The organism is Pseudoxanthomonas suwonensis J47 (assembly GCF_000513955.1).
GTDB lineage: Bacteria > Pseudomonadota > Gammaproteobacteria > Xanthomonadales > Xanthomonadaceae > Pseudoxanthomonas > Pseudoxanthomonas suwonensis_C.
This window is the reverse complement of the sequence record NZ_AZUZ01000033.1, coordinates 1-22,944: the sequence shown is the minus strand read 5'-3', so window position 1 is coordinate 22,944 and position 22,944 is coordinate 1. Positions and strand designations below refer to the sequence as shown.

Sequence of the window (22,944 nt, the reverse complement as noted above, 5' to 3'; positions counted from 1 at the left end):
ATGTCCGAAGCAGTTGTCGACCCGCAGATGGTTCAGCACTACAGTCAAGTGCATGAGCGGTTGATACGCTCATTGGTCATGACTGGCGGAAAGTCTTTCGAGGAGGCTTTTCAAGAAGTAAAGGAACAGCACGAGCCAGTGGCAGCAACCAGCCAGTTTATGGCTACGTTGATGCGTGAAAGTCTTGAGGCTGCGTGGCTCCGGATCGAGGAGGAGCAGAAAAGGGTCTCGTTCTATACGAGGTGCACCCTCCAAGCTGGACGCGTGGCTTGGTACAACGGCCCCACCAATGATGCTGAGGAGTGGAATCGTCTCGTGGAGCGCCTCAGGAGCTTAGGGCGGGATCAGGAGACGATTGACGCTGTTGACCAAGAAAGCACCGCGATTCTTAACCTCATCGATAACCCGGGAAAAGAGCGGTTCTCGACCCGCGGCCTTGTGGTTGGATACGTCCAGAGCGGAAAGACCGGAAACATGGCGGCGGTGCTCGCTAAAGCGGCCGGCACTCCGTTCAAGTTCTTTATCGTCCTCTCAGGCATGACTGACAGCCTCCGCAACCAGACGCAGAAGCGTCTGGATGCGGACATTCTCAATCTGGCCAGACCTGGGCGTTGGCAACGTCAGACTCGTGCAGACCTTATACGCAACGACGGCGTGGTCGAGAAGGGTGACTTCACATTGCCACCCGGAGGCTCGCTTCAGCTGTTGGGTGAGACCCGGCATCTCGCGGTCATGAAGAAGAATGCGGGAGTGCTCAGGCGGTTCCTTCGCGCGCTACGCAATACGCCTAAAGCGCTCCGCGAGCAAACCCCGTTCTTGATGATTGATGATGAATGCGACCAGGCGAGCGTCAATTCGGCTGCTGTAGACAATGCAGTCACCGTGATCAATGACCTGATTCGGCAGATCTTGGCCGAACTCCCCAGGGTGGCATACGTCGGTTACACCGCAACGCCCTATGCCAACGTCCTGATCAATACCAGCAGCGAAGACGATCTGTACCCACGGGATTTTATCCACCCTTTGTCGAAAGCCGTTGGTTACTTCGGCGCGGAGGAGCTTTTCGGCAGGGCGGCGCTCGAGGGTGATGCGAGCAAACTTGAAGAGGAGGGGTACTCAATGATCCGCGTGGTGGATCCGAAGGAGGTATCCAGCCTGCGGCCTGTTGGGAAGTCAACGCCTTTCGTTTTTGAGGTTTCAGCAAGCTTGCGCACGGCAATCCACTACTTTGTCCTATGTCTGGCTGCCAAAGAGATCAGGGGACTGGGTGGGGATCACGCTTCCATGTTGGTCCATACCTCCATGCTGACCGGCGTGCACGAGATGGCACGAGGCGCCATCTCGGCCTACTTGAACTCGCTGATAGCCCGCTTGGTTGGTGGTGATGCACAGCTTCAAGGGCAGCTCAGGGAACTATGGGAAACGGAATCCGAAGCGGTTCCAGCATCGCGATTCGGGCGCTCGGAAGTCAGTTTTGATGAACTGGAGCCGCGCATCCTTGCGTGCGCAAAGTCCATCGAGATCAAGGTCGAGAACTGGGAGAGCACCGACCGGATCGACTATGACGTTCCTGGCAGGAGGTACTTGGTTATCGGAGGGAACGTCCTTGCCCGAGGGCTGACGCTAGAAGGGTTGGTGGTTAGCTTCTTCATGAGGACTTCGAGCCAGTACGACACCTTGATGCAGATGGGGCGTTGGTTCGGGTATCGCCGCGGATTCGAGGATATGCCGCGAATCTGGATGGAGGCTGGTATCCAGAATGCCTTCTATCAGCTGGCTACGGTTGAGGAAGAAATTCGTCGCGACATCGGCTATTACAGCCGTCATAACGTAACGCCCGCGCAATTTGCGGTGCGCATCCGAAAGATCCCGGGAATGATGATCACCAACCGGAACCGGTTGAGGCACACGGTCAAGGCCCAGGTGGGTTATGCCGGACGCCATCTGCAGACCATCCGGTTCTTGAGGTGGAACGAGAACTGGCTTTCCAACAACTGGAGGGCCGGTGACCGTTTGCTCAAACGGTCACGAAAGGTAAAGGACCGGCGGGCCACCTATCAGGCGGACTTGGATGCCGTTCTGGCCTTTCTCGGCGAGTACTCGGTTCATTCCGATAATTCGGGGTTGGACGGGGCACTACTCGCCCAGTACCTGCGGCAAGCCACCGATGGTTCTCTGGATCGCTGGAATGTGGTGGTGGTGACCACGGCGGACGGGAGTGAGAGTGGGGTACCGCTGGGGGGCGTGCCCGTGAGGTGTGTCAACCGCAGTGCGATGAGAGGCGGCAGCGACGACGTCTCGATCAAGGCGTTGATGTCCAAACGTGACCTGTTGTTGGACCTCGACCCAGTACCATCCATTGACAATGATGCGAGCTGGGAAGATGTCAAGAAGCTGCGCGGAAGTTCTGGGCCGCTGTTGCTCTTGTATCCAATCGACAGGAACTCGCAGCCGCACGCACCCGCATCCAGTGACAGGGAAAAGCTGGATGCCGTACACGATGTGCTCGGTATCGGCGTCTTCCTGCCCGGTGACCCCATACGAAGCTACGACTACGTAACGACGAACCTGACTCCCATTGAGCCGGATGAAGAGCCAATGGACGAGATTGCCCGGGAGCTCCTTGAAGGATGAGTGACCGGATCGGGCGACTGAGGGAGGCTTGGGAAGTGCTGCGTGGTTCGCCGCAAAGGGCAGAAGGGCTTCGTGTCTACGCGCTGGAGGAGGCCCCGCGGTTCGTTCGCGCGACTTTGAATGCGGCGGGGGAACGTGGTCTGCTGCTCGGGACGCATCCTGGGGAACGGATCTCGATACCTCGGGCTTTGCGTGTCAGAAATGGTGCGGCACTGGCAGGCGAAGTCGCGCACTTTGAGGTCCCGGAAGTTGGGGAACGTCGTTTCATCCATGTCTGGTGTCGGGACCACAATGCCGACCAGGCATTCGAAGCGTTCTGCGCATTGCTCTGGCGCTCCGTGGGCTACGAGGAGGTCGCTTCGGCGCTGGAGCGTTGCAATGAAGAGTTCCGGCGCCTGCTTGCTGTGTCCAGCGAGAGGGAGTCCGGGGCGACGATCGGGCTTGTTGGCGAGCTTTGGCTATTGCGGGAGCTGGTAAGGCGAGAATCTTCCATGGTCTTCGCTTGGTCGGGGCCGAAGGGGGCCCGCCATGACTTCCGCCGCGGTCCGGTTGCGATCGAAGTGAAAACTACGGTGCGGTCCGAGGTTCGTGACCGCAGGGTGCGGATTTCCGATATTGACCAGCTGGACCCTCCGATCGATGGCAGCCTGTATCTCTGCCTGGTCAGGCTCGAACAGGCAATGGAGGGCAGTCTTGGTGTGGCTTCGTTGGTGGAAGAGATCCGCGCTTGCCTCAGCCCGGCTGGTGCCATTGCTTTCGAGGAATGTCTTGCCAGCCTTGGTGAGCTGGACGGGCGCGCCCGGTTCGAACTGCGCGAGGAAGTTGTCTACCACGTTCAGGACAACTTTCCGCGGCTGACCGCCGCGAAGCTGACGAGTGGGGTACTCGACCCCGGGGTCAGTCACGTGAGTTATGACCTGTCCCTTGAGACTGCGAGGAACTTTGAAGTGCCGATCGAAGCGGCGCTTGAAGCTTTGCTAGGAGCATCTTCATGAGTGTGGTTGTGCGGTACTCGGAGCCCGTATCTCCTAGCGGTGGTCTACAAGCCAAAGGTCTGGCGAATCTACTTGGGGCGCCGACAATGGACCCCATCACCTTGGTGCTTAGGGAAGCCGCCCAGAATGCCTGGGACGCCCGCTTGGAGGGACAAGCCCCGTCGTTACTAGTCCGTGTCCGCACTCTTCGCGGGCCTCAGCGTGACGCCCTACGGGCGCTGCTGCTGGCGGGAAGCGAGAGTTCTGGTGAGCCGCCGGAGGTTGACCAGCTCACACCTCGGCTTGGGAAAGGTGAGGAGATTCCTGTCCTTGAGATCTGCGACTTCGGTACGCACGGACTGAGCGGATCACCTGACCCTGTGAAGGAAAGTAGTCGGTTCGTGCGGTTCTTCTTTGACATCGGAAGTCCCCATTTCGATGGCAGCACCGGGGGGACCTATGGCTTCGGGCGAGCATCGCTCTATCTCGCAGGCTTGGCACGCACGATCCTGGTCGACTCCCAGGTCGCAGGAGCAAATGGGCCTCGGAGGGTGATGGCATGCAGGCTGGGTGATTCGTATGTCGCCACTTCGGGTGAGGGCCGGGGGAATCGTCATACGGGCCGTCACTTTTGGGGTGCATCAGTCGACGGTCGTTCCATCCGCCCGATCGAAGGACGACAGGCGGTGGACATTTCGGAAGCTGTCGGTTTTCCCCGCCGGGACGGGATGGCCCATGCGGGAACGTCGATCCTGATACCGTGGCCAGAGATCAGCATGGATGCAGCTGCCCACTGCATTCCGCAGATCCTGTATCACAACCTATGGCCGAAGCTGGTGCCAGTGGATGGGCGCACACCGATGGAACTGCGCGTCGACCTGGGTGACGGTGAGCGTAGCCTGAGCTTGGCCGGTGGGCATCCGGTTTATGAGTGTTTCGCGACCGCTTTGGCCATGGCACGTACTCGGCGAACGCCGCCGGCAGCCGGGGTTGGGCCCAAGACCAGGCGAAATCCGGCTGCACATGTCGGTGCAATCTTGGCTCCCCACGTGATGATCGGAGAGGGGCTGGGCGATCCGCACTGGCCGGACCCATTGGCGGAATTCAGGGGAGGTCTCGCGCACGTCGCGTTGATGCGGGCGAGTGAGCTCGTGGTTACCTACAAGCAGGTCGATATCGGTACGGAATGCGCGCCATGGGTTGGCGTGGTGCTTGCTGAGTCTTCACCCGCCGATGCGTCTGCATTCGCCGCGGCGGAGCCGCCCGCCCATGATGACTGGAATCCTGCCAAGCTGAAGGGTGCTGAAGCGACCACAGTGCGCATGACGCTCAAGTATCTGTCGGAGGGCGTCAGGGCTTGCCTAGGCATCCGCGCGCAACCTCTCGTGGCCGCAGCAGACGCCCCGTCCCTCGCAGATGCGGCGGACTATTTTTCCGAACAGTTCCTAGCTGGAGATGGCTCTGCCGCCGGCCATGTGGGCGGGGCCGGCGGTGGAGCGTCGGGGCGTTCCCGCAACCCCATCTCCGCCCCCGAGTTCATTGGGCTGGAAGTGGTCGGCGGGAAGACAGTCGCGAGGTATCGGGTTGAGGTAAGGAGGCAGCTCGACCAGGCAATACAGGCTACTACGTCGGTTGCGATCGAAGGAGGAACCACGGCTGAGCTCCCGCCGGAGATGACTCCTCCTCGGGTCATCGGATGGACGAAGCCTGATGGGACCAGTTCACAGGGGGGGCTGTGCAGTGCTTCCATGCCGGGCAACTACGAGTTCGCGGTCAGCTTTGGAGGCTCGTATGCCGTCACGGTTGATGTCGAACTTGGAGGTGATGTGAATGGCTAGGCGCCCCATTCCCCCTCATCGCATCCTGTGGAGTGAGGACGTCGTTCTGCGGCTGGGAATTGGCTGGGAAGTGACGTGCGGGAGCGGAGGGACCCAGCTTGTCGAGGACGGGGGCGTAGTCATCGGATGGGAGCCGGGGATGCCGATCAGGGTGTCGAACTCGGTAAGGCTGGCCCCCAGCGCCGGCGACAGACTGCTAGCCGATCAACATCCGGAAATGAGGTTATGCCTGGCGGTGACGGCTTATACCGGGCGGGATCTCGAGGTTGCGGCACGTTCGGTATATCCACTCTCGTTAACGGCCGAGGACTGGTGCAACGTTGAACTTGAACTCGACGGCACGCGCCTCGCGCGCGATCTGAGCGTTCATCTCTCGGTGGTTCTTGGGAGTCCATTGAACGGCGGCGACCAGTTGACGCCTAGGCTCAGGGGAGCCCGTCTTTGGGGTGCCTGCTGGAGGGGCCGGATTGAGGGCGGCCGGGCACGCCTTGCGATAGAAGCAATCGACTTCAACAGGTATTTTGGTTTAGGGAAGGCATCGGGCGCCCTCGTTCACGTGGTGGTCGCGGATGACCCATTCCTTGAGGTGGAACAGGGGCTTGTCGTCTACCTCAACTCGGAAGCCAAGCGGTTTATCGAGGACGTTTCGAGGAAGGAGCCGCGGGCGACAGGCGTACTTTGGGATGCCGTGGTTCGGCGTGTCATCGTTGCCGGTGCGGAGATGGCGTTCTCGCCTACAGAAGAGTACCCAGTCGGCTCCATTGGCTATCAATGGCAGCTTTGGTCCCGGTCCGTGTTGGGACGAAAGAAGGCCGAGGATATCCTGAGTATGCACCGATCCGGGCTTTCGGAGTTCGAGGTCCGGATCCAATCGTGGGTGGGCATGAAGGACAAGTTCAGTGCGGGGGAGGTGCGGCCATGACCATCCGGTTGCCACGGCTGGCTGCTGCCAAGGCCGAAAGGATCCTGGCGGCGAGGGGATTGCTGCAGCTCGATGAACTCGAGCGTATTGGATTGCCCGATCTAGAGACGGAGCAGTTTGCTCCGACCGGGCCGGCGAGGGCGACGGCAGATTATTTGCAGTCGGTTCGATCCGAGCTCACGGCGATCGCGAAGACAGCCAACTATCCCAACCGTTCGGAAGTGGGCTTTCGCCTGTTCGATCGTGATGCCTCCATCTACTTGGGAGGGCTTGACCTGCCCGTTGGCCAGGCGATCCGTCCGGATACATGGAGCTGGCTAGCTGTCCATCTGGCGCCCCATTTAGTCCATTGGCGTTGGGGGACATCGCGCAAACCGGCTGTACTGGCTAGGTACTGTGGAATCCTTCAGCGAAACGCGCTCGGAAGACTGTGGTTCCGCGCTCACGTCATGAGGGAGCCTGGAGAGGAGCCGTGGAGGACTCTGAGACTGGTGAATGAAGATGCCCATGTTGCGATTCTTGAGCGTTCGCGTGTGTCCCGTAACCACCATTTGGTCCGTACGATCGTCCGCAAGTGGCGTGAATTGGGTGGCGGGGAAGCATCGCTTAGGGTGGCGATGATCCGAGTTCGAATGCGCCTGCTGCTCCAAGATGTGACAGCCTTGTCCGAGGAAGATGTTGATTCGCTGGTGGACGAGGCGTTTCCCTCCTATCAGTAACTTCCTCACCGGTGGGCGGCGATACGCCTCCCGCCGTGCTGCGCAGTTTGGGGGCTTTCAGGAACGCGGCAGTTTATTGCGTTAGCGCACTGTCCTTGGACCTTCTCCCCATAACCTGAAATCACTCTGCGTGTTTTCCACGTCCCGGCGTATCACCACCTAGCAGCGCCTGATGGTGACGCAGAATGGGTCGGAGCCGATATGGTCCGGATTTTCTCGACTTCGCTCAGGATGGAAATCGGCTGGTATGGCTTGGCTCAAAGCTGCAGCTTCAGCCTGAACCCGAACACCGGCAGCTGCTCCTGCAGGAAGTCCAGGTCCTCCGAGCGTACGAAGCCCAGCTGCTCGTACATCTTCCAGGCCACGCCCATCGCCGCGGTGGTGTGCAGGATCACCTGTGCGTGGCCGCGCTCGCGGGCCCGCCGGATGCAGGCCTGGGCCAGCGCCTTGCCGGCGCCGGCGCCGCGGAACTTCGGGTCCACGCCGAGCAGGCGGATGCCAGCGGCGTCCTTCTCCTGCGTGGCGGTGCCGCCGGAGCCGTACTGGGCCATGTCGTCGAAGTAGACGATGCCGCCGACCAGTTCGCCGTCGGCGGTGGTAGCGACCAGCACGTGGGTGGCCGGCTTCTCGCTGAGCCGGCCGATATTGGCCAGCATCTCGTAGTAGCGTGGCTGCTCGGCCGGGGCCGGGAATCCGTCCAGCGTGGAGTACACCCGCACCATCAGCTGGCCCAGCGCCTCGTACTCGGCGGGGCGGATGTCGCGAATGCTCAGTTGCAGGGTCATCGGTCTGCCTCGGGGGTTGCAAGGTGCCCGCGCCTGACTCCGCGGGCCTGCGGCATGGCACCCCTGCCGGTGCCAGTCAGGCGCCGGCCGGCTGTGCCTGATGCGGCAGCCCACGCCTGCGACGTGCCGCGTACGTAACCGCGGCGATCAGGATAGCGGCGCCAAGCATCACCAGCGTCGGTGCCGGGCCACGGACCTCCATCAGCAGCGTCGGCGCGTTGCCCAGCGCGTGCAGGCCGACCACGAATAGCAGGTTGCGCGTGGCCGCGTACAGCAGCGCCGCGACCACGCCGAACACGAACAGGTTCACCAGCACGCCGGCCAGTGCAGGGCCAGGGGTGCCAGCCGACACCAGCATCGGCACATGCAGCAGCGCGAACATGACCTGCGATGCCAGCAGGGCCGCGGCCCAGGCCGGCCAGCGCGGCGCACCGCGGCCAAGGCGCAATGCCAGCTGCGGCCACAACCACGCGCGGAACACCGTTTCCTCCACCAGCGCGGTGCCCAGCAGCTGGGCCAGCAGCCTGCCGGGCAGCAGGCCACCGCCGGACCAGTCCGCCTGCAGGGCCAGCGGAAGGCCTGCGGCATGGGTGGCCAACGCGGTCGATGCGTTCATCGCCAGCCACATGGCGAACGTGGCCGCCAGGCCGAACGGCAGCGCCGCCCAGCGCATGCCCACGTCCGCCGGCCGCTGCCGTCCCGGGCCGAAGGCAAGGAAGAAGGTGCCGGTACCCAGCAGCGCAGCGAGCAGCAGGGTGGGATTGATCCAGCCGCCGGTGGCCTGGTGCAGCCCCTGCAGCCTGTGCATCGGGAACACCGGCGAGAACACGAACAGCCCGGTGGCGACGCTGTACGCCACCGCCGCGGCAAGCGTCCACGAGGGCGACGCTGTGGCGGGCGTCAGGGAACGCGCGGCGTGCATGGCGGCCTCTCCGTGGCAGTGGGTTTGGGCATCCTTCCGCAGCACCCGTTCGGGATCACGGGCCGGAGGTCACAGGGACCTGGGGCATGGTCGCCCCGCCACACCGGGGAGAGGCAGGCTTCGGGAAGCCGCTTCCCCGTGGAGGGCTTGGGCGGAATCACGAACCGGTGGCGGCAGCCCCGCCAGGATCCAGGACATCGCGCCCCTGGCGCAGGTAGGCATCCGTCGTGGTGAGCGTCGCGGCATCAGCCACGCGGACGGTTTACTCCCACCGCCACCCGTCATGCTTGCGGGCCTGTCCGATCCAGTCCTGGAGTTCGGGCGCTTGCGCCTCTTCCAGCGACCTGAGCTTGACGTAACGCGAGCCCTCGCCCTGTGGCGGCGGCGGATCGAACTTCGCGCCGGCGAAGAACACGATGTTCACCGACACGTCGTAGGCCACCACCTCGATGACCCAGCCGCGGTCGGGCAGGCCGTAGTAGGCCTTCTTCCACTTCAACGCGTACTTCGCCCCGGGCAGCGTCTTGCGGATCTGTCCGTCCAGGTGCTCGAGGATCGGCTGGAGGGCCGGCATCGCGGTCTTCATCCAGTCCGCGATGGGGGCGTGGTCATCGGAAGGTTCCGGCGGCTTGCGGCTGCTGCTGGCGCTGCGCATCTGCCTGGACATGACGCTGCTCCTTTTCCCGGGGCAAGGATCGATTCTATGCTGCCGGGCACGAGGGGGCCGCTCGCACGATCGGATGGCGTTCGTTGCGGCGGCGGTTGCTGACTACTGGAAGGAAAGGGGGAGCCATGACGGCATCGGAGCTGCTGGGGCGCGAGCAGGAGCTGGCGGTACTGGAAGAGGCATGGAAGCAGGCGTTGCAGGGGAAGCCGCAGATACGGGTGGTGGTTGCGGACTCCGGTTACGGGAAAACGCGACTCGTGCAGGCCCTGTACTCCCGGCTCAGTACGGATTACGACCCCCGGGATTACTGGCCGCCCCACCTGCTCGCCGACCAGAACAGCCTGCGGGTGATGCCAGCGCTCGAGTCGGTCACCGAACGTGCCGACATGCCCTGGTTCTGGTGGGGGGTGAGATGGCCTGACCCGGCCATGCACAACGCGTCGGTCAGCAGGGGGCGCCTGCTGGAGTCGTATGCGGACCCGGCGATGCGGCACCACATCGATGCCTTGCGGTTCCACCTGGAGAGACGCGCCAGTGCGCAGGCTGCCGCTCGCAGCATGGGCAAGGCAATTCTCGGTGCGATCCCCGTCCTCGGCCCGCTATCGACGGCTGTCAACGCGGCCCTGGATATCGTCGAGGCCGTGAACATCGGCCGGGACTACCGGGCAAGGATCGAGCGCGGACAGGACGCGGACAGGCGCTACGCCGAGGAAGCGGCCCAGATCGTCGCTGTCTTTGCCACGATGCTCGAGAAGGTCGGCGAAGACGGCGGGGGCTTGCCGGTAGTCCTGTTTCTGGACGATACGCAGTGGATGGATCCCCTGACGGTCCGCATCCTCGGCGACCTGTGGAACGCCGCCACGGAGCGGAAATGGCGGCTCCTGGTGGTGGTGACCCACTGGGAGCGGGAATGGCTGCTGCGCGACAAGGCGGAAGGGCAGGCGGAGGGTTTCGCCTCCTGGTTCCTGTCGCGCGGCGGCAGCAGCGCAGAGTTGGAGGTTGTGCCGCTGCCGAAGCTGGGACAGGCGGAGATGGCCCAACTGCTGGATCGGGAGTTGCCGGGGCTCACCCCGGAGCAGAGGGAGCATTTCCTGCGTGCGGCGTCGGGCAACCCGAGGTTCGTGGTGGAGCTGGGCCTGTACCTGCGCGGGCAGCCGGAGATGTTCGTGGGTGGCGACGTACGAGGGCCCCTGACCGATTTCGGATTCCAGGAGAACCGCAAGCCCGGATTGGCCATCGAAGAACTGGAGGCAAAGCGCTTCGACCGGGCCAGCAGCGAGGTGCGCCTGGCCTTGGGCCTGTCCAGCTTGCAGGGAGACCAGTTCGTACGGGAGTTCACCTTGGATGTGGCGCAGAAACTGCCCGACGAACGCCTGCCTCCGCAGGCCTTGGCCGAGGCCGAGCGCCCGTTCGTGCTGGCGGCCTCGCTGGACGACGCGCGCATGGAGTTCAGGTCGAGCACGATCTACTCGAAGTCAGAAAAGTACCTGCGAGCCCGCGTTGCGCAGGGGAGCGCGGTGGAGATGGCGCGCGCCGGGACGGTGAAGGAATGGATCGCGGCGGGCAGGATGGGCCGGATGCGGCGCGACATGATGTTTGCCCAGGTGCATGCGGCATTGGCCACGTTCCTGGCGGCCGGGGCGCGGGAGGATGTCCTGGCGCTGCTGGAATTCCTGGTGGAACAGAGGGAGCTCGCGGGCGAGTTCCGCGACGCGAAGGAGCTGGCGCCGCGCGTGCTGGAGTTCATCGGGACCTCCTCCTCCGTGTCGGACTTCCCGCAGGCAGGCAGGATGCTTGGCTTGTGCCTGCGCCTGCTGGATGGCCTGCTGGGGACCGACCATTCAGCAGTTGCGCTCCAGTACGCCCCCGCGTGCCAGTCGCTCGCCCGGGCATTGGGCGACGAGGCAGTGCAGGTCTTCGCAGCGCGCGTGCATGCAGACGCACTGGCGGCGGAAGGACGGTACGAGGACGTTGTTCGACTGGCCCTGGAGTCCGGCCTCCCATCGAAGCGGGTGGGCGGCATCCAGGCGGCGCGGCTGTCACTGCGCGCGGCCGACGCGCTCAATGCGCTTGGCCGAACGGAAGAAGCCCTCGACATCTACGAGCCGCTGGTAGATCAGCTGAAGCAGGAGGACAAGAAGTGGGGGGCGTATCTGCACGCCGCGGTGGTGGGGTGGCTTTGCGCGCTGCTGGAAAGCGGCCTGGACCGTTGGGACGAAGAGTACCTGCAGCACGCCGTGGGGTACGCCCGTGCCCTTACCACGGCCCGTGCGCTGGCAGGTGTGGCCGTTCGGGATGACACACCCGCATGGCTCCGTGCGTGCATCAGGCACGACACCGGCATGCTCGGTGTCATCAAGGCCGTGGCCGCAGTCGGTCGGGAGCAGGCGCGAGGGCCTCTGGCGGAAACGTTGAGGTATTTCGATGACGCCATGGGGTTCTGGGATGGCGCAGACACGCGACCGGAATTGCGCGCACGCACGGTCTGGGCCCGTGCCGCCGCCCGTCTGATGACGGGCGCGGAGATGGATGGGAAGGCGAGCCTGGATGAAGCGCTCGCTGTCATCGAAGGGTTCCGTGGAGCTGGGCACCCCGAGGTTGCGGTGGCCAGGACCGTCCGCGATGCGTGCCATACGGGCCTTGAAGAGCAGGCACGCGAGCACTTGCTGGCCCAGGTACTCCGCCATGGCTGGCAGCGCCCCGACGTCGACTTCATGACGTTGTGGGAGGATCGCAGGGCACATGTGATCCGGGACCTCTGATCCATCCAGGCGATGCACAAACAAGGACGCCCGGCATGGCCGGGCGTCCTTGCATTGCCGTTGCGGCGCGGTTTACTGCGCGCGCCGCGTCACCTTGCGCACGGTCGCCTTGGCTTCGGTCTTGGCCGCCGCCATCGCCGACACCAGTTTCGAAGCGGAGGAGGCCTTCCATTCCTCGTAGGCTTCGTCCAGCTCCGCCAGCTCCTCGGCGGTGAACAGCTGGCGCGCCTGCTCGAACATCTCGGTTTCCTCGTCCCTGGCGTGGTGGTCGATCAGCTCGCCGAACACCTTCACCCGGCCGGCGAATTGCGGGGTGGCCACGTCCGCGGCGTGGACATCCGGAATCACGGTCTTCTCGACGGCGCGGTGCTCCTCCACCGCCTCGGCGTGGATCTTCAGGCCCTCGCGGTCCGCGCGCTCGGCGAACTGCGGGTAGAACACGGTCTCTTCCCACTTGGCGTGCGGCAGCAGGTTGGCCTCGATCTTTGCCAGCAGCTCGGTGCGGCGCTTGGCGGCGCGATCGGTGGTGGATTCCATTTCGTCGAACAGGCCACGCAGCTCGTCGTGTTCGGCCTTGAGGGTCGTGAGGATGTTGCGCGTCGCCATGGTCGTGTCCGCTTGCTCGGTGGGAACGTAGACCTTCCGACAACAGCCGTCGCGGCACCGTGAGCGGGCGGGGCGGCGCGCTGCGACCGTTCAGCCAGCAGCCGCCTTACCCTGCCGTAAGGCAGGTTTGCAGGCCCCCCACGCGCTTCGATAATCCGGCCGCGGGGCCGCCTTGGGCGCTGCGGACACGAGGAGGATGGAGATGCGGACGGGGATTCTGCTTGCGGTACTGCTTGGGGGCCTGGCATGCGCGGCACCGGCCGGCGCCACCGACCTGGCCATCGTCGGCGCCAGGATCATTCCCGCGCCGGACGCCGAGCCGGTAGACGATGGCGTCATCCTGGTCGACGCCGGCCGCATCGAGGCAGTTGGCCGCGCCGGCGAGGTTGCCGTGCCCGACGGCACGCCGCGTCTGGAAGCCGGCGGCCAGGTGGTCGTGGCCGGGTTCTGGAACAGCCACATGCACCTGCTCGGCGAGCCTTACCGGGACGTGCCCGGCCAGCCGGCCGGCAAGCTCGCCGCCGTCCTGCAGGAGCAGTACGGCCGCTGGGGCTTCACCACCGTGTTCGACCTGGCCTCGTTCGGCGGCGATGCGCCGGCGCTGAAGCAGCGCATCGAGGCCGGCGAGGTGCCCGGCCCGCGCTTGCTCAGCGTCGGCATGCCGTTCTTCCCGCTGGATGGCACGCCGGTCTATACCCGCCAGCTGCTGGAGGAGGCCGGCGTGTCCAGTCCCGAGGTGGCCATCGCCGAAGAAGGCCGCGCGCGAGCGATCCGCCAGCTGGACGAGGGCCTGGACGGGGTGAAGCTGTTTACAGGCGCCATCCTCGGCCGCGACGGGGTCAAGCTGATGGACGCGCCGGTGGCCGCGGCGGTCGGCGGGGTGGCGCGTGCGCGCGGCAAGCCCGTCTTCGCCCATCCGACCACCGTGCGCGGGATGGAGATCGCGATCGACGGAGGGGCCAACGTTCTGGCCCATACCACGCCGGCCGATGGGCCCTGGAACGACGGGATCGTGGCGCGGCTGGTCCGCGACGGCGTCGCCGTGGTGCCGACGCTGGCGATGTTCGAGATCGAGATCCAGCGCGAGCCGGCGCCGCCGGCGGTGGTGGAGCGCTTCGTCGGCAACGGCCAGCAGCAGGTCGCGGCGCTGGCCGGGGCCGGCGGCACCATACTGTTCGGCACCGATGCCGGTTACGTCGAGGCCTTCGACACCACCCGCGAGCTGCAGCTGCTGGCGACGCGGGCCTGGACTGGCGGCAGATCCTCGCCAGCCTGACTACCGCACCGGCCGGGTTCTTCGGCGAAGGCAGCCAGCGCGGACGGATCGAACCGGGCGCGGTGGCCGACCTGGTCATCCTCGGCACTTCGCCCGAACAGGACGCCACGGCCTTCGCCGATGTGGTCCATACCCTGCGCGCGGGCGAACCGATCTACAGCCGCGAAGCGGGCGCCGAACCGTCGAGGTGAGCCAGCGCACAGCTCGGTGCCCGGTCCGTCCAGGCGCATCGCTGCGAGCCCGGAACACCGGATCCTGCAGACCTGATGCCGGCCACGCCGCCGCGCCGGGCCGCTGATCGCCTAAGCTTGGCCGATCGGGGAACGAGGCGGCGAGATGGCCACCAGAAACCGCATGACCGGATGGCTGATGCTGGTGGCGCTGGCTTGCGCCGGTCCTGTTGCCGTCGCCGCGACGGTCACCGACGACCCGGCAGCGGAAGACAGCGCGACGCCGCTGCCGCGCTCTGTGGTCCAGGCGACGGGAGAGGGCAGCAACCCGACTTACGCCTTCGAGTACGTCTACGAAGCGCCCGCCGCGGACGACCTGCAGACGATCTACCGCCGCGTCCGCGAAGCCGACCTGCTGCGGCGGCTGCCGGAAGTGCAGGCGATCGATGGCATGTTCGAGCTGCCGCGGCGGCTGCGCTTCGTCACCGCCGAGTGCGGCGAGTTCGGCGCCTTCTACCATCCGGACAGCACCGAGGTGGTGCTGTGCTACGAGACCCTGCGCACGCTGTACGAGCATGGCCAGGCCCACCAGCAGGCGCTTGGCCTGGGCCCGGACCATCCGTTGCGCTACGTGCGCGCCAACGTGCGCTTCATCGTCCTGCACGAGACCGGCCACGCCCTGGTCGACCTGCTGGACCTGCCGGTGACGGGGCGCCAGGAGGACGCGGTCGACCAGCTGGCGGCGATCCTGATGCTGCGCTTCGCCGGCCTGGACGAGTCGCCGGAAGAGGTGGCGGAGAACCTGGAGCTGGCCGCGAACTGGCTGCTCTCGCGCAGCACCGGCGCCTACAACCTGGACGCCTACGCCGACGAGCATGCGCTGGGCGAGCAGCGCTACTTCAACCTGCAATGCCTGGTCTACGGCACCGACCCGGAAGGTTTCGCGGGGATGGTCGAGGCCGGCGACCTGACCGCCGCCCGCGCCGCTGGTTGCCCGCGCGAAACCCGCCGCGCCAGCCGCGCCTGGGTGCGCCTGCTGCTGCCGTACCTGGCGCCCGGTTACGAGGCCTACGCGGAGGAAGCGGAGGCGTACCTGGAACGCAGCGGCGAAGACGCGACCGCCAGCAGCAGGTAGTGCCGTAGGGAGCGAGCGGGCCTTCGGGCAAACGGCCAGCCTCCCGGCGGCGTTCAGTACTCGTCCGACCCCTGCACCCACAGGAACGACTGCACGTCGATCATGTCGCGCGGCTGCAGGTCGGCAAGGTCGCGCCGCACGAGGTCGGCGAAATCGAGCAGGCCCTGGTAGATCTCCCAGGAGGGGCGCGACCGGTAGGGGAGGTCGTAGCCGTAGGCGCGGGCCGCGGCGCGCACGGTATTGGGCTTCATGAACATGTGCGTACGCGGGTGGGCGATGAAGCCGAACACGGTCGCCAGCGGCCAGGTCAGCACGCGGGTCTGCCGGCGCGGCAGGCGGTCGAGGACGGCGACCCAGCGATCGAAGCGCGCCGGCAGTGCGCTGCGGCCGTGCAGGAAATCGTACAGGCCATGCGCGAAGGCATGGGCGCCGTCCGGATCGCGCAGGGCGTCGCGCAGGGTCATCTTCTCGAACGAGAACAGCATGCTGTGGCGCGAACGCTGTTCCACCCGAACCGCGCGCGCCGCCACCTCCGCTTCCTGGCCGGCGTCGAGCAGGGCGCGGAAGGTGGCGCGCGGCAGCGCTTCGCGCCAGCGGCGATGGCTCTCGACCTTGTAGTCGCGTTCCCAGTCCAGGTAGGTGGGGTCCCGGAAGCCGCCCGGGAACTGGCGCAGGAACTTGCGCCGGCAGCGCAGCGCGCCGGGCAGGCCGGAGGGCGGGGCGGGGAGGATGCGGGAACGTGCCATGCGTCCGCTGTTAGCACCGCCCGCTGCAAGGTCGCGTTGGCGCGGGGTGAGGCACGGGTGATGCCGCCGCGGACGCCGGGGCTGCGTCGGCGGGATGCTGTATGCCGCGGCCTGCGCCGTCGCAGGCGTTACCATGCGCAGCTCCCCCTCGCTCCGTGGTTCCCGCATGAGGGCCCGCAATTCCCACGCCCGCATGGCGGCATGACCGATCGCACCCCCACGCCGACGGCGGACACGACGCCACGCAACGAACGCCTGCAGCGCTGGATCGCCGCGCTGCTGAGCGTGCTGCTGCATGTGCTGTTCCTGCTGCTGGTGCTGCATGCGGCGCGCCAGGAGGTGGTGACCACGCCGCAGGGCGCGGCCGGCGGCGGGCGGGTGCGGGTGAACTTCCTCGGCGAGCCGGCCGAGTCCCCGGAAACGCAGGCCCCGCCCAGCCCGGCGCCGAGCGCGCCACCGAAGCCGGCGACCCGCGAAGCCCGCAAGCCCCAGCCTCCGCGCAAGCCGGTCGCGCAGGCGAAGTACATCCTGCGCGAGGAAGAGCCGCAGCCGGAGGCCGGCACCCGCCCGAGCGATACCGCGGGCAGGGAGGCGGTGCGCCCGCCGGCCTCCAGCCCCGCACAGGCGCAGCGCCGCCCGCACGAATGGACCGGGCGCCCGCCGGGCATGCTGGAGGAAGAAACCGGCCCGGCGGTCAGCGGCCCCGCGCGCGGGCCGGCCAACAAGCCGGGCAGGGGGCACGACCTGGACGCGGCCGAGCCCAGCGTCGAGGTCGGCGGCTACCAGATCATCTACGACCTGCTGGCCGAGGAGCGCCTGCGTTCGTGGAAGGAGCAGGGGATGGAGGAGATCTCCTTCCCGCTGCCGGGCATGCGATCGCGGATGGTGTGCCCGCTGGAGATCGCGCTGCGCCGCGGTTCGGGCAAGTGCCGCCTGCTGGACCCCACCGACCCGCAGATGCAGGGCATCGGCGATGCGCGCCAGGTGGTGGTGGTGATCGCGGTCTACCACCTGGGCGAACTGGTCTGGCGCGGGCCGGGGCCTTACCGCTGATCGAGGCGTCGCCGCGCCGCATGGAAGCGGCCGGTTGCGCTATGCGCCGATGCTCAGGCCGGCGATCGCCGCGCGCCGTTGGGCGCCGGCCGCGCCGGGAACGCATCGTCGATCGATTCGCCGCGGCTCCAGCGCCGCGCCAGGTCGACCAGGTCCATCGAGCACGACAGGCCGAGCTTGCGCTTGATGTTCTCGCGATGGGTCTCGATGGTCTTGATGCTCAGGCCCAGCTCCTGGCCGATGGCGGTCGGGCCCTTGCCCCGGCTGATCAGGGCGAACACTTCCGATTCGCGGCGGGTCAGCACCGGCAGCGGCGCCGGCTTGAGCGACTTGCTCAGCGGGCAGGACACGCAATCGCCGCGCTGGCCGTGGGCGACCGTGCAGTCGGTGATGATTTCCAGCGCCTCGCAGACCCGCTCCAGGTCGCTGCGCTCGCTGACGAAGCCGCAGGCGTGGTTGCGCGTCGCCGGCCGCGCATGCGGATGCGGGGAAATGTGCAGCACGCGGATGCCGACGAGCATGCCTGGCGACACCTCTTCCGCAAGCAGGCCCGGGTCCGCCACGAGCACGTCCGGGCGCTGCTCGCGCAGGGCGCGCAGCAGGGCATCGCGGGTGGAGACGGTGGAAGCGACTTCGGCGCCGGGGATGCGTTCGATCAGCTGGCGCAGGCCCAGCATGGCCAGCAGTCCGGGCAGGGCGAGCATGATCCGGACCGGACCGGTACGACGGAATGTTGCTGTTGCCATCGGGATTGCGGGATACCTGGACGAATGCAGCGCCGTCGGGCATTGCGTGATGCGCCGACGTGCGGCACTTCATCTGCCGAGCCAGTATCCATTCCGCTCCCAGCTTCGAGGGCGAACATTAACAGTTAAGTGAAGGTGGGGCATCGGGGGGCCCCCGATAGGTTCGAAGTGTGACCTGTGCCTAGGATCGGGCAAACGCGTCAGGGGGGCGCGTCGAACAGAGGTAGGTGGTTCATGCTGTCGCTGCGCCGGGGCGCGGTGGTCAGCGCATCGGGTCGCCCGCTGCTGGCGGGGATCGATCTCGAGGCGCCGGCACCTGGTCTGTTGTTCGTGGTGGGTCCGGCTGGGGCGGGCAAGTCCAGCCTGTTGCGCGGCATGGCGGGCCTCGGTCCGCTGGAAGGCGAGCTGCGGCTTGCGGGCGAGGTGCCGACCCGGCCGGTCTACCTGGGCCAGCGCGACAGTCGCGCGGCCCAGAACCTGGTGCCCCTGTCCGCGGGCGAGCGCCGTACCGGCGCCGTGCTCGATGCGCTGGCCCGCGACGCCGACTGGTATCTGCTCGACGAACCCACCGCCGGCCTCGACGAGGCCCAGGCCGCCCGCGTGCGCGAGGCCATCGCCGCCCGCGCCCGCCATGCCCTGGTGGTGGTGGTGACCCACAACCGTCGCGACTGCCTGGCGCTGGGCGGCCAGCTGGTGCTGCTCGGCGGCGGCCGGGTCCTCGAGGTCGCGCCGGTCCACGAGTTCTTCGCCAATCCCGCCAGCGCCGCCGGGCGCGACTACGTCGCCTCCGGCAGCTGCAGCGAATCCTCGCCGGCCTGGCCGGTGCAGCACGGCATCTGGTGGGCGGTGCCCGGGATGCTGGCGGGGCTGTCGCGCCCGGGCCTGGTCGCCGATGCCGGCGTGCAGTTCGACGCGCTGGCCGCGCACGGCGTGCGCGAGATGTTCTGCCTGGAAACCGAGGTGGCCTGGGACCGCGAGGCGCTGCGCGCCCGCGGCATCGCCCTGCACCACGTGCCGGTGCCGGACATGGCGCCGCCCAGTTTCGACCAGGCCCTGGCCCTGTGCCGCGCGGCGGAAGCCTGCATCCGCCGCGGCGGCGCGGTGGCGATGCACTGCCAGGGCGGGCTGGGCCGCACCGGCGCCGCCCTCGCCGCGGTGCTGGCCTGGTTCGGCGACAGCGCCGAGGTCGCCATCGCCCGCGTGCGCGCCGCGCAGCCGCGGGCGATCCAGTCGCGCGCCCAGCACCAGTTCATCCATGCGTTTTCCGGGCGCATCGCGGGTTGGAACCCCGTGGCGCCCATCGTGGCACCCACCCGTCCTCAGCAAGGAGTCGTAGATGTCGCTTGATAAAGCCCTGGCCGCCAGCCAGTCCGAAATCCCCGAATGCGTGGCCGCCGGTTACGTCGAGATGGCCACCGGCATGCTGCTGGGCGTGCGCACGGTGGACTCGCATCCGCCGGAAGTGCTCGACCTGGTGGCGGCAGCTACTGGGGACCTGTTCCAGGGCAGGAACGTGGTCGAGGTGGAGAACCTGTTCAAGAAAAGCCCGTGGCCTGTCGCCGAACGATGGCGGCCACTACTTCAACGAGATCGTGGTGTTCAGCACCAGCCTGATCCACGTGTTCCTGCGTTCGCGGCGCTACCCGGAACATGCGGCGGTGTTCGTGACCCGCGGCTCGGCCAACGTCGGCATGGTGCTGATGAAGGCCCGCGCGGCGCTGCCGGCGGTCGAGGCGGCGGTGTGAGATGACACCGGTCGTCGGCCATCGGCCCCTGCGGCTGGCCTGCGCCGGCTTCAGCGAATCCGACCTGGATTCGCTGCGCGGCACGCTGGCGCGGCTGGGACCGTATCTCAGGGCTTCCTGGGAACTGGTCGACGACCCGCGGGACGCGGATCTGTGCCTGGTCAGCCTGGACACCGGTTCGGCGTCCGCCGGCGGCGCGCGGCGCGTGGGATGCGCCGCGCGACCGCGCGAATTCCCCAAGGGCACGCTGTACCGGCCGCTGCGGGTGCCGCAGCTGCTGGCGGTGCTGTCCGAAACGAGCCGTGCGTTCGCCGAGGGCGACGGGCCGGAGGCGACACCGGCACAACCGGCCGGTGACACGCAGGCCGGGCCGCCGCTTCGCCTGCTGGCCTGGCCGCTGGACCTGGAAGGGGCTTCACGGCTGCGCCTGCATGTACTTGCGGTGCTGACCTTCGCCCCGGCCAGCGTGGGCACGCTGGCGGCACGGATTGGCGAGGACGCGGCGGCCGTCGCGTCCGAAATCGAGGCGCTGCGGCGCGAAGGCCTGGACGAGCAGGTGGCCGGCGAGGCGCCCGCGGCGCCGCGCCAGGCACCGCCGCAGGCAGCGTGGCGTGGCCTGGTGCGCGGCCTGGGCCGGCGACTGGGATTTTCCCTATGACGAAGATGAAGCTCGCCTTCCTCGGCGAGCCGGGAAGTGGCAAGACCACCTGCATCGCCGCGCTGAGCGACACACCGCCGGTGGATACCGACGTCGGTTGCACCGACGAACTGGCCGAGCGCAAGGCCACGACCACCGTGGCGATGGACTTCGGCGTGGTCGACCTGGGCGAGCACGGCCGCCTGGACCTGTACGGCCTGCCGGGCCAGTCGCGCTTCCGCTTCATGTTCGAGGTGGTGCGCAGCGGGCTGGTCGGCGTGGTGCTCCTGGTGGATGCCTCGTCGCCGGCCGGCCTGGACGGATTCGAGGAAACCCTGCGGACCTACGCGTCGGACCTGCGCGGCCTGCCGTGCGTGGTCGCGCTCAACCGTTCAGACGACATGGACCCGGCACTGCCGGACGCCTGCCGCACCCGCCTGCAGGCGCACCGGATGCTGGCCCCGGTGATCCGGGTGGATGCGCGCCGTCGCGAGGATGCGGTGTGCATCGCCGAGCTGATCCTCACGATGCTGACCTACAACGAACGCGTGGCTGAAGAACTGCATGGGGTTGAATGACATGAGTCTGGACGCGGCGCATCGCGATGCGGCAAGGGACGAACTGGACCGGCTGGTGGACCGCCATTCCGGATTCCTGGTGGCGGCGCTGGCGATGCGCGACGGACGGCCGTTCGTGCACCGGCATCGCCGCGAGGTCGACGCCGCCAAGCTGGCGGCGATGTCCAGCGCGATGGTGGCACTGGGCAATACGGTGCTGACCGAGCTGTCGGCGGGGACGCTGGACCACGTCCTGGTCGAAGGCCGGCTGGGCAAGCTGGTGCTGGTGCGGATCCCGGAGCGCTCCGGGCTGCTGATCCTGTCGGTGCTGGCGTCCACCGAGACCCTGAACGGCCTGGTCCTGGGGCAGGCGCGCAGCTGCGCGGTGGCGATCGGGGAAATCCTGATGCGGCCGGCGGCCATCGCGTCCGTGGAAGTGGCTGTGCCGGCGCCGGCCGCGCTGGGCGGGCAGGGGGACGTCGCCGCGCTGGGCATGCCTGTACCTGCCACCTGATCGGTACAGGGGCGTCGCCGTCTACAAGCCGAACAGCCGGCGCGCGTTGCCCGAGCGGATCCGGGCCTTCTCCTCGTCCGTCAGGTCCAGCTGCTCCAGCGCGCCAGCCATCTTCTCCAGGCTGATCTGCGGATAGTCCGAGCCCAGCAGGATGTGGTCGATGCCCACGTTGCGCAGGGTCCAGGTGAACTCGTCCTCCAGCGGCGAACCGGCGGCCAGCAGCACCGGCCCGGAGATGTCGAAGTAGACGTTGTCCATGGCGAAGCCGTCGGCGGTACGGGCCAGGACGAGGATGTTCCAGAAGCGGAACTCCAGCCCGCCCATGTGCGCGAAGATGAACTTCGTGCCCGGGACGCGCACGGCCAGGTTGAACAGCTTCTGGTTGTCGCCCGGCAGGATCGCGGCGTTGTCCATCAGCACGCTCATCCCCAGCTCGCCGGCGCGGCGGGCCGTGGCCTCCACCCGCGGGTCGTCCACGTCGAACTGCTGGGTGTGGGCGTGGAGCTTGAGGACCTTCACGCCGGCGGCGGCCACGCGGGCCAGTTCGTCCAGCGCGGCCTGCCCGTCATAGGGATGGACAGTGGCGATGGGCAATACTTCCGGATGCGCGGCAGCCAGGGCGATCACGCTGTCGTTGCCGGCGCGGATGGCCTCCAGGTCGCCGGCCCGGGCCTGGTGCGGGCCGCCGAACCACATCGCACCGATGCCGGACAGCTCGATGCCGGCCTTGGCGACCTCCGCTTCATATGCCTGCAGCGAAGTGGCGCCGTCGCGCAGGTGGACGTGGACGTCGAAGACGGGCGAGGCGGCGAGGGCGCTGCCGGCCGGCAGCAGCAGGTACAGCGCGAGGGTGCGGAACATGGCATCTCCCGGTACGCCGTGGCGGTGTCCGCAGTCTATGTGAGTGGGCCGCGCGGCGTTCTCCGCCGGCGCGTTCACACGCAAGGAAGCAGCGCGGAAAAAATTGTCGCGCGGAGGCTATGCGGATCGATCCGGGCTCGCTACAATGCGCGCCCCGCCAACGAGGACGCGCTGCAAAGCGCTTCGAGTGAAGCGGGAAGGAAGTGAAAAGATCGCAACGCGATGTTGACGCTTTCGAAACGAGCTGACAGAATGTGCGGCTCACCTCGACGGAAGCGGTTCGCTGCTGAAGTCAACGGAAGCTGAAGATTCCGCTGGCGCGGTGTTGACACTTCCGAAACGAGCTGCACAGAATGTGCGGCTCACCTCGACGGAAACGTCGGGACACGGAGGAAGGCGCTGAGGCCGACTCCGGGGCTCTTTGAGAATGTGCGCAGGTAACTTGTGCGGACGCCTGCAGGAAGGATGACTGTCCATCTTGCAGACGTTTGAAACAGCAACAAGTCAATTGCTTTAAGCAAGCGATTCGTNGCTGGGTAGAACTTCTGCAGCTAAAAGCTTTAGGCCTTCGGGCTTTGCAGTTTTAAGTGAAGAGTTTGATCCTGGCTCAGAGTGAACGCTGGCGGTAGGCCTAACACATGCAAGTCGAACGGCAGCACAGGAGAGCTTGCTCTC

General features: G+C 66.8%; 22 protein-coding genes and 1 rRNA gene. 16 read left to right on the top strand and 7 right to left on the bottom strand.

The window, feature by feature from the left end:
- The 5 genes from M503_RS16250 (at window position 1) to M503_RS17430 (ending at window position 7,087) form a co-directional block, all read left to right on the top strand.
- A complete protein-coding gene (locus M503_RS16250; protein ID WP_051414523.1) occupies window positions 1-2,634 on the top strand; it encodes a Z1 domain-containing protein in 2,634 nt (877 codons plus the stop codon).
- On the top strand, window positions 2,631-3,629 hold the full coding sequence (locus M503_RS16875; RefSeq protein ID WP_081721008.1) for a PD-(D/E)XK motif protein: 999 nt from the start codon (window positions 2,631-2,633) through the stop codon (window positions 3,627-3,629). The genes M503_RS16250 and M503_RS16875 overlap by 4 nt, the downstream gene beginning before the upstream one ends.
- Before the next feature lie 665 nt (window positions 3,630-4,294).
- Entirely contained in the window at window positions 4,295-5,446 is a 1,152-nt protein-coding gene (locus M503_RS17440; RefSeq protein WP_155952031.1) for a hypothetical protein, read from the top strand.
- Window positions 5,439-6,368 (top strand): hypothetical protein, encoded by a 930-nt coding sequence (locus tag M503_RS17435; RefSeq protein ID WP_155952030.1) that lies wholly within the window; start codon window positions 5,439-5,441, stop codon window positions 6,366-6,368. Before M503_RS17440 ends, M503_RS17435 begins: the two co-directional genes overlap by 8 nt.
- Entirely contained in the window at window positions 6,365-7,087 is a 723-nt protein-coding gene (locus tag M503_RS17430) for a DUF6339 family protein (RefSeq protein ID WP_155952029.1), read from the top strand. The genes M503_RS17435 and M503_RS17430 overlap by 4 nt, the downstream gene beginning before the upstream one ends.
- 257 nt (window positions 7,088-7,344) lie before the next feature.
- Here M503_RS17430 and M503_RS0110230 read toward each other — a convergent pair whose 3' ends face one another.
- The 3 genes from M503_RS0110230 to M503_RS16240 form a co-directional block, all read right to left on the bottom strand.
- On the bottom strand, window positions 7,345-7,872 hold the full coding sequence (locus M503_RS0110230; protein WP_028920418.1) for a GNAT family N-acetyltransferase: 528 nt from the start codon (window positions 7,870-7,872) through the stop codon (window positions 7,345-7,347).
- Window positions 7,873-7,948: 76 nt separating this feature from the next.
- On the bottom strand, window positions 7,949-8,794 hold the full coding sequence (locus M503_RS0110225; protein ID WP_081721007.1) for a CPBP family intramembrane glutamic endopeptidase: 846 nt from the start codon (window positions 8,792-8,794) through the stop codon (window positions 7,949-7,951).
- Window positions 8,795-9,056: 262 nt separating this feature from the next.
- Window positions 9,057-9,461, bottom strand: a complete 405-nt coding sequence (locus M503_RS16240; RefSeq protein WP_028920416.1) for a DUF1801 domain-containing protein — start codon at window positions 9,459-9,461, stop codon at window positions 9,057-9,059.
- 125 nt (window positions 9,462-9,586) lie between these two features.
- Here M503_RS16240 and M503_RS0110215 point away from each other — a divergent pair, with 125 nt between their 5' ends.
- Window positions 9,587-12,223, top strand: coding sequence for an AAA family ATPase (locus tag M503_RS0110215; protein ID WP_028920415.1), 2,637 nt, complete (start codon window positions 9,587-9,589; stop codon window positions 12,221-12,223).
- 72 nt (window positions 12,224-12,295) lie between these two features.
- On the opposite strand, the gene M503_RS0110210 is transcribed toward M503_RS0110215, so the two are convergent.
- Window positions 12,296-12,829, bottom strand: coding sequence for a hemerythrin domain-containing protein (locus M503_RS0110210; protein WP_028920414.1), 534 nt, complete (start codon window positions 12,827-12,829; stop codon window positions 12,296-12,298).
- Window positions 12,830-13,031: 202 nt separating this feature from the next.
- Here M503_RS0110210 and M503_RS16235 point away from each other — a divergent pair, with 202 nt between their 5' ends.
- The 3 genes from M503_RS16235 to M503_RS16230 all read left to right on the top strand — a co-directional run bounded on the left by M503_RS16235 (window position 13,032) and on the right by M503_RS16230 (window position 15,410).
- Window positions 13,032-14,105: an amidohydrolase family protein gene (locus M503_RS16235; RefSeq protein ID WP_231472356.1), complete on the top strand. Its 1,074-nt coding sequence runs from the start codon at window positions 13,032-13,034 to the stop codon at window positions 14,103-14,105.
- Entirely contained in the window at window positions 14,075-14,296 is a 222-nt protein-coding gene (locus M503_RS17805) for an amidohydrolase family protein (protein ID WP_231472358.1), read from the top strand. The genes M503_RS16235 and M503_RS17805 overlap by 31 nt, the downstream gene beginning before the upstream one ends.
- A 163-nt stretch (window positions 14,297-14,459) precedes the next feature.
- Entirely contained in the window at window positions 14,460-15,410 is a 951-nt protein-coding gene (locus M503_RS16230) for a DUF4344 domain-containing metallopeptidase (RefSeq protein WP_231472355.1), read from the top strand.
- A gap of 53 nt (window positions 15,411-15,463) precedes the next feature.
- On the opposite strand, the gene M503_RS0110195 is transcribed toward M503_RS16230, so the two are convergent.
- Window positions 15,464-16,156, bottom strand: a complete 693-nt coding sequence (locus M503_RS0110195) for a hypothetical protein (protein ID WP_028920413.1) — start codon at window positions 16,154-16,156, stop codon at window positions 15,464-15,466.
- Window positions 16,157-16,357: 201 nt separating this feature from the next.
- On the opposite strand from M503_RS0110195, the gene M503_RS0110190 reads away from it, so the two are divergent.
- Window positions 16,358-17,209 carry a hypothetical protein gene (locus M503_RS0110190; RefSeq protein WP_028920412.1) on the top strand — a complete coding sequence of 284 codons (852 nt, stop codon included), beginning with the start codon at window positions 16,358-16,360 and terminating at the stop codon, window positions 17,207-17,209.
- A gap of 53 nt (window positions 17,210-17,262) precedes the next feature.
- On the opposite strand, the gene M503_RS16870 is transcribed toward M503_RS0110190, so the two are convergent.
- Window positions 17,263-17,913, bottom strand: coding sequence for a response regulator transcription factor (locus tag M503_RS16870; RefSeq protein WP_028920411.1), 651 nt, complete (start codon window positions 17,911-17,913; stop codon window positions 17,263-17,265).
- Between the two features lie 276 nt (window positions 17,914-18,189).
- Here M503_RS16870 and M503_RS0110180 point away from each other — a divergent pair, with 276 nt between their 5' ends.
- From M503_RS0110180 to M503_RS16210, 5 genes are all read left to right on the top strand, one after another.
- Window positions 18,190-19,302: a hypothetical protein gene (locus M503_RS0110180; protein ID WP_028920410.1), complete on the top strand. Its 1,113-nt coding sequence runs from the start codon at window positions 18,190-18,192 to the stop codon at window positions 19,300-19,302.
- Window positions 19,303-19,550: 248 nt separating this feature from the next.
- Window positions 19,551-19,700, top strand: a complete 150-nt coding sequence (locus M503_RS17625; RefSeq protein ID WP_197017214.1) for a hypothetical protein — start codon at window positions 19,551-19,553, stop codon at window positions 19,698-19,700.
- Window position 19,701: 1 nt separating this feature from the next.
- Window positions 19,702-20,358, top strand: coding sequence for a hypothetical protein (locus tag M503_RS0110170; RefSeq protein ID WP_028920409.1), 657 nt, complete (start codon window positions 19,702-19,704; stop codon window positions 20,356-20,358).
- Entirely contained in the window at window positions 20,355-20,915 is a 561-nt protein-coding gene (locus M503_RS16215) for a GTP-binding protein (RefSeq protein WP_051414520.1), read from the top strand. The genes M503_RS0110170 and M503_RS16215 overlap by 4 nt, the downstream gene beginning before the upstream one ends.
- A 1-nt stretch (window position 20,916) precedes the next feature.
- Window positions 20,917-21,408, top strand: a complete 492-nt coding sequence (locus M503_RS16210; RefSeq protein ID WP_037061108.1) for a roadblock/LC7 domain-containing protein — start codon at window positions 20,917-20,919, stop codon at window positions 21,406-21,408.
- Window positions 21,409-21,429: 21 nt separating this feature from the next.
- Here the strand turns inward: M503_RS16210 and M503_RS0110155 are convergent, their stop codons facing one another.
- Window positions 21,430-22,269 (bottom strand): amidohydrolase family protein, encoded by an 840-nt coding sequence (locus tag M503_RS0110155; RefSeq protein WP_028920408.1) that lies wholly within the window; start codon window positions 22,267-22,269, stop codon window positions 21,430-21,432.
- A gap of 584 nt (window positions 22,270-22,853) precedes the next feature.
- On the opposite strand from M503_RS0110155, the gene M503_RS0110150 reads away from it, so the two are divergent.
- Window positions 22,854-22,944 (top strand): 16S ribosomal RNA (locus tag M503_RS0110150); the annotation flags it as partial.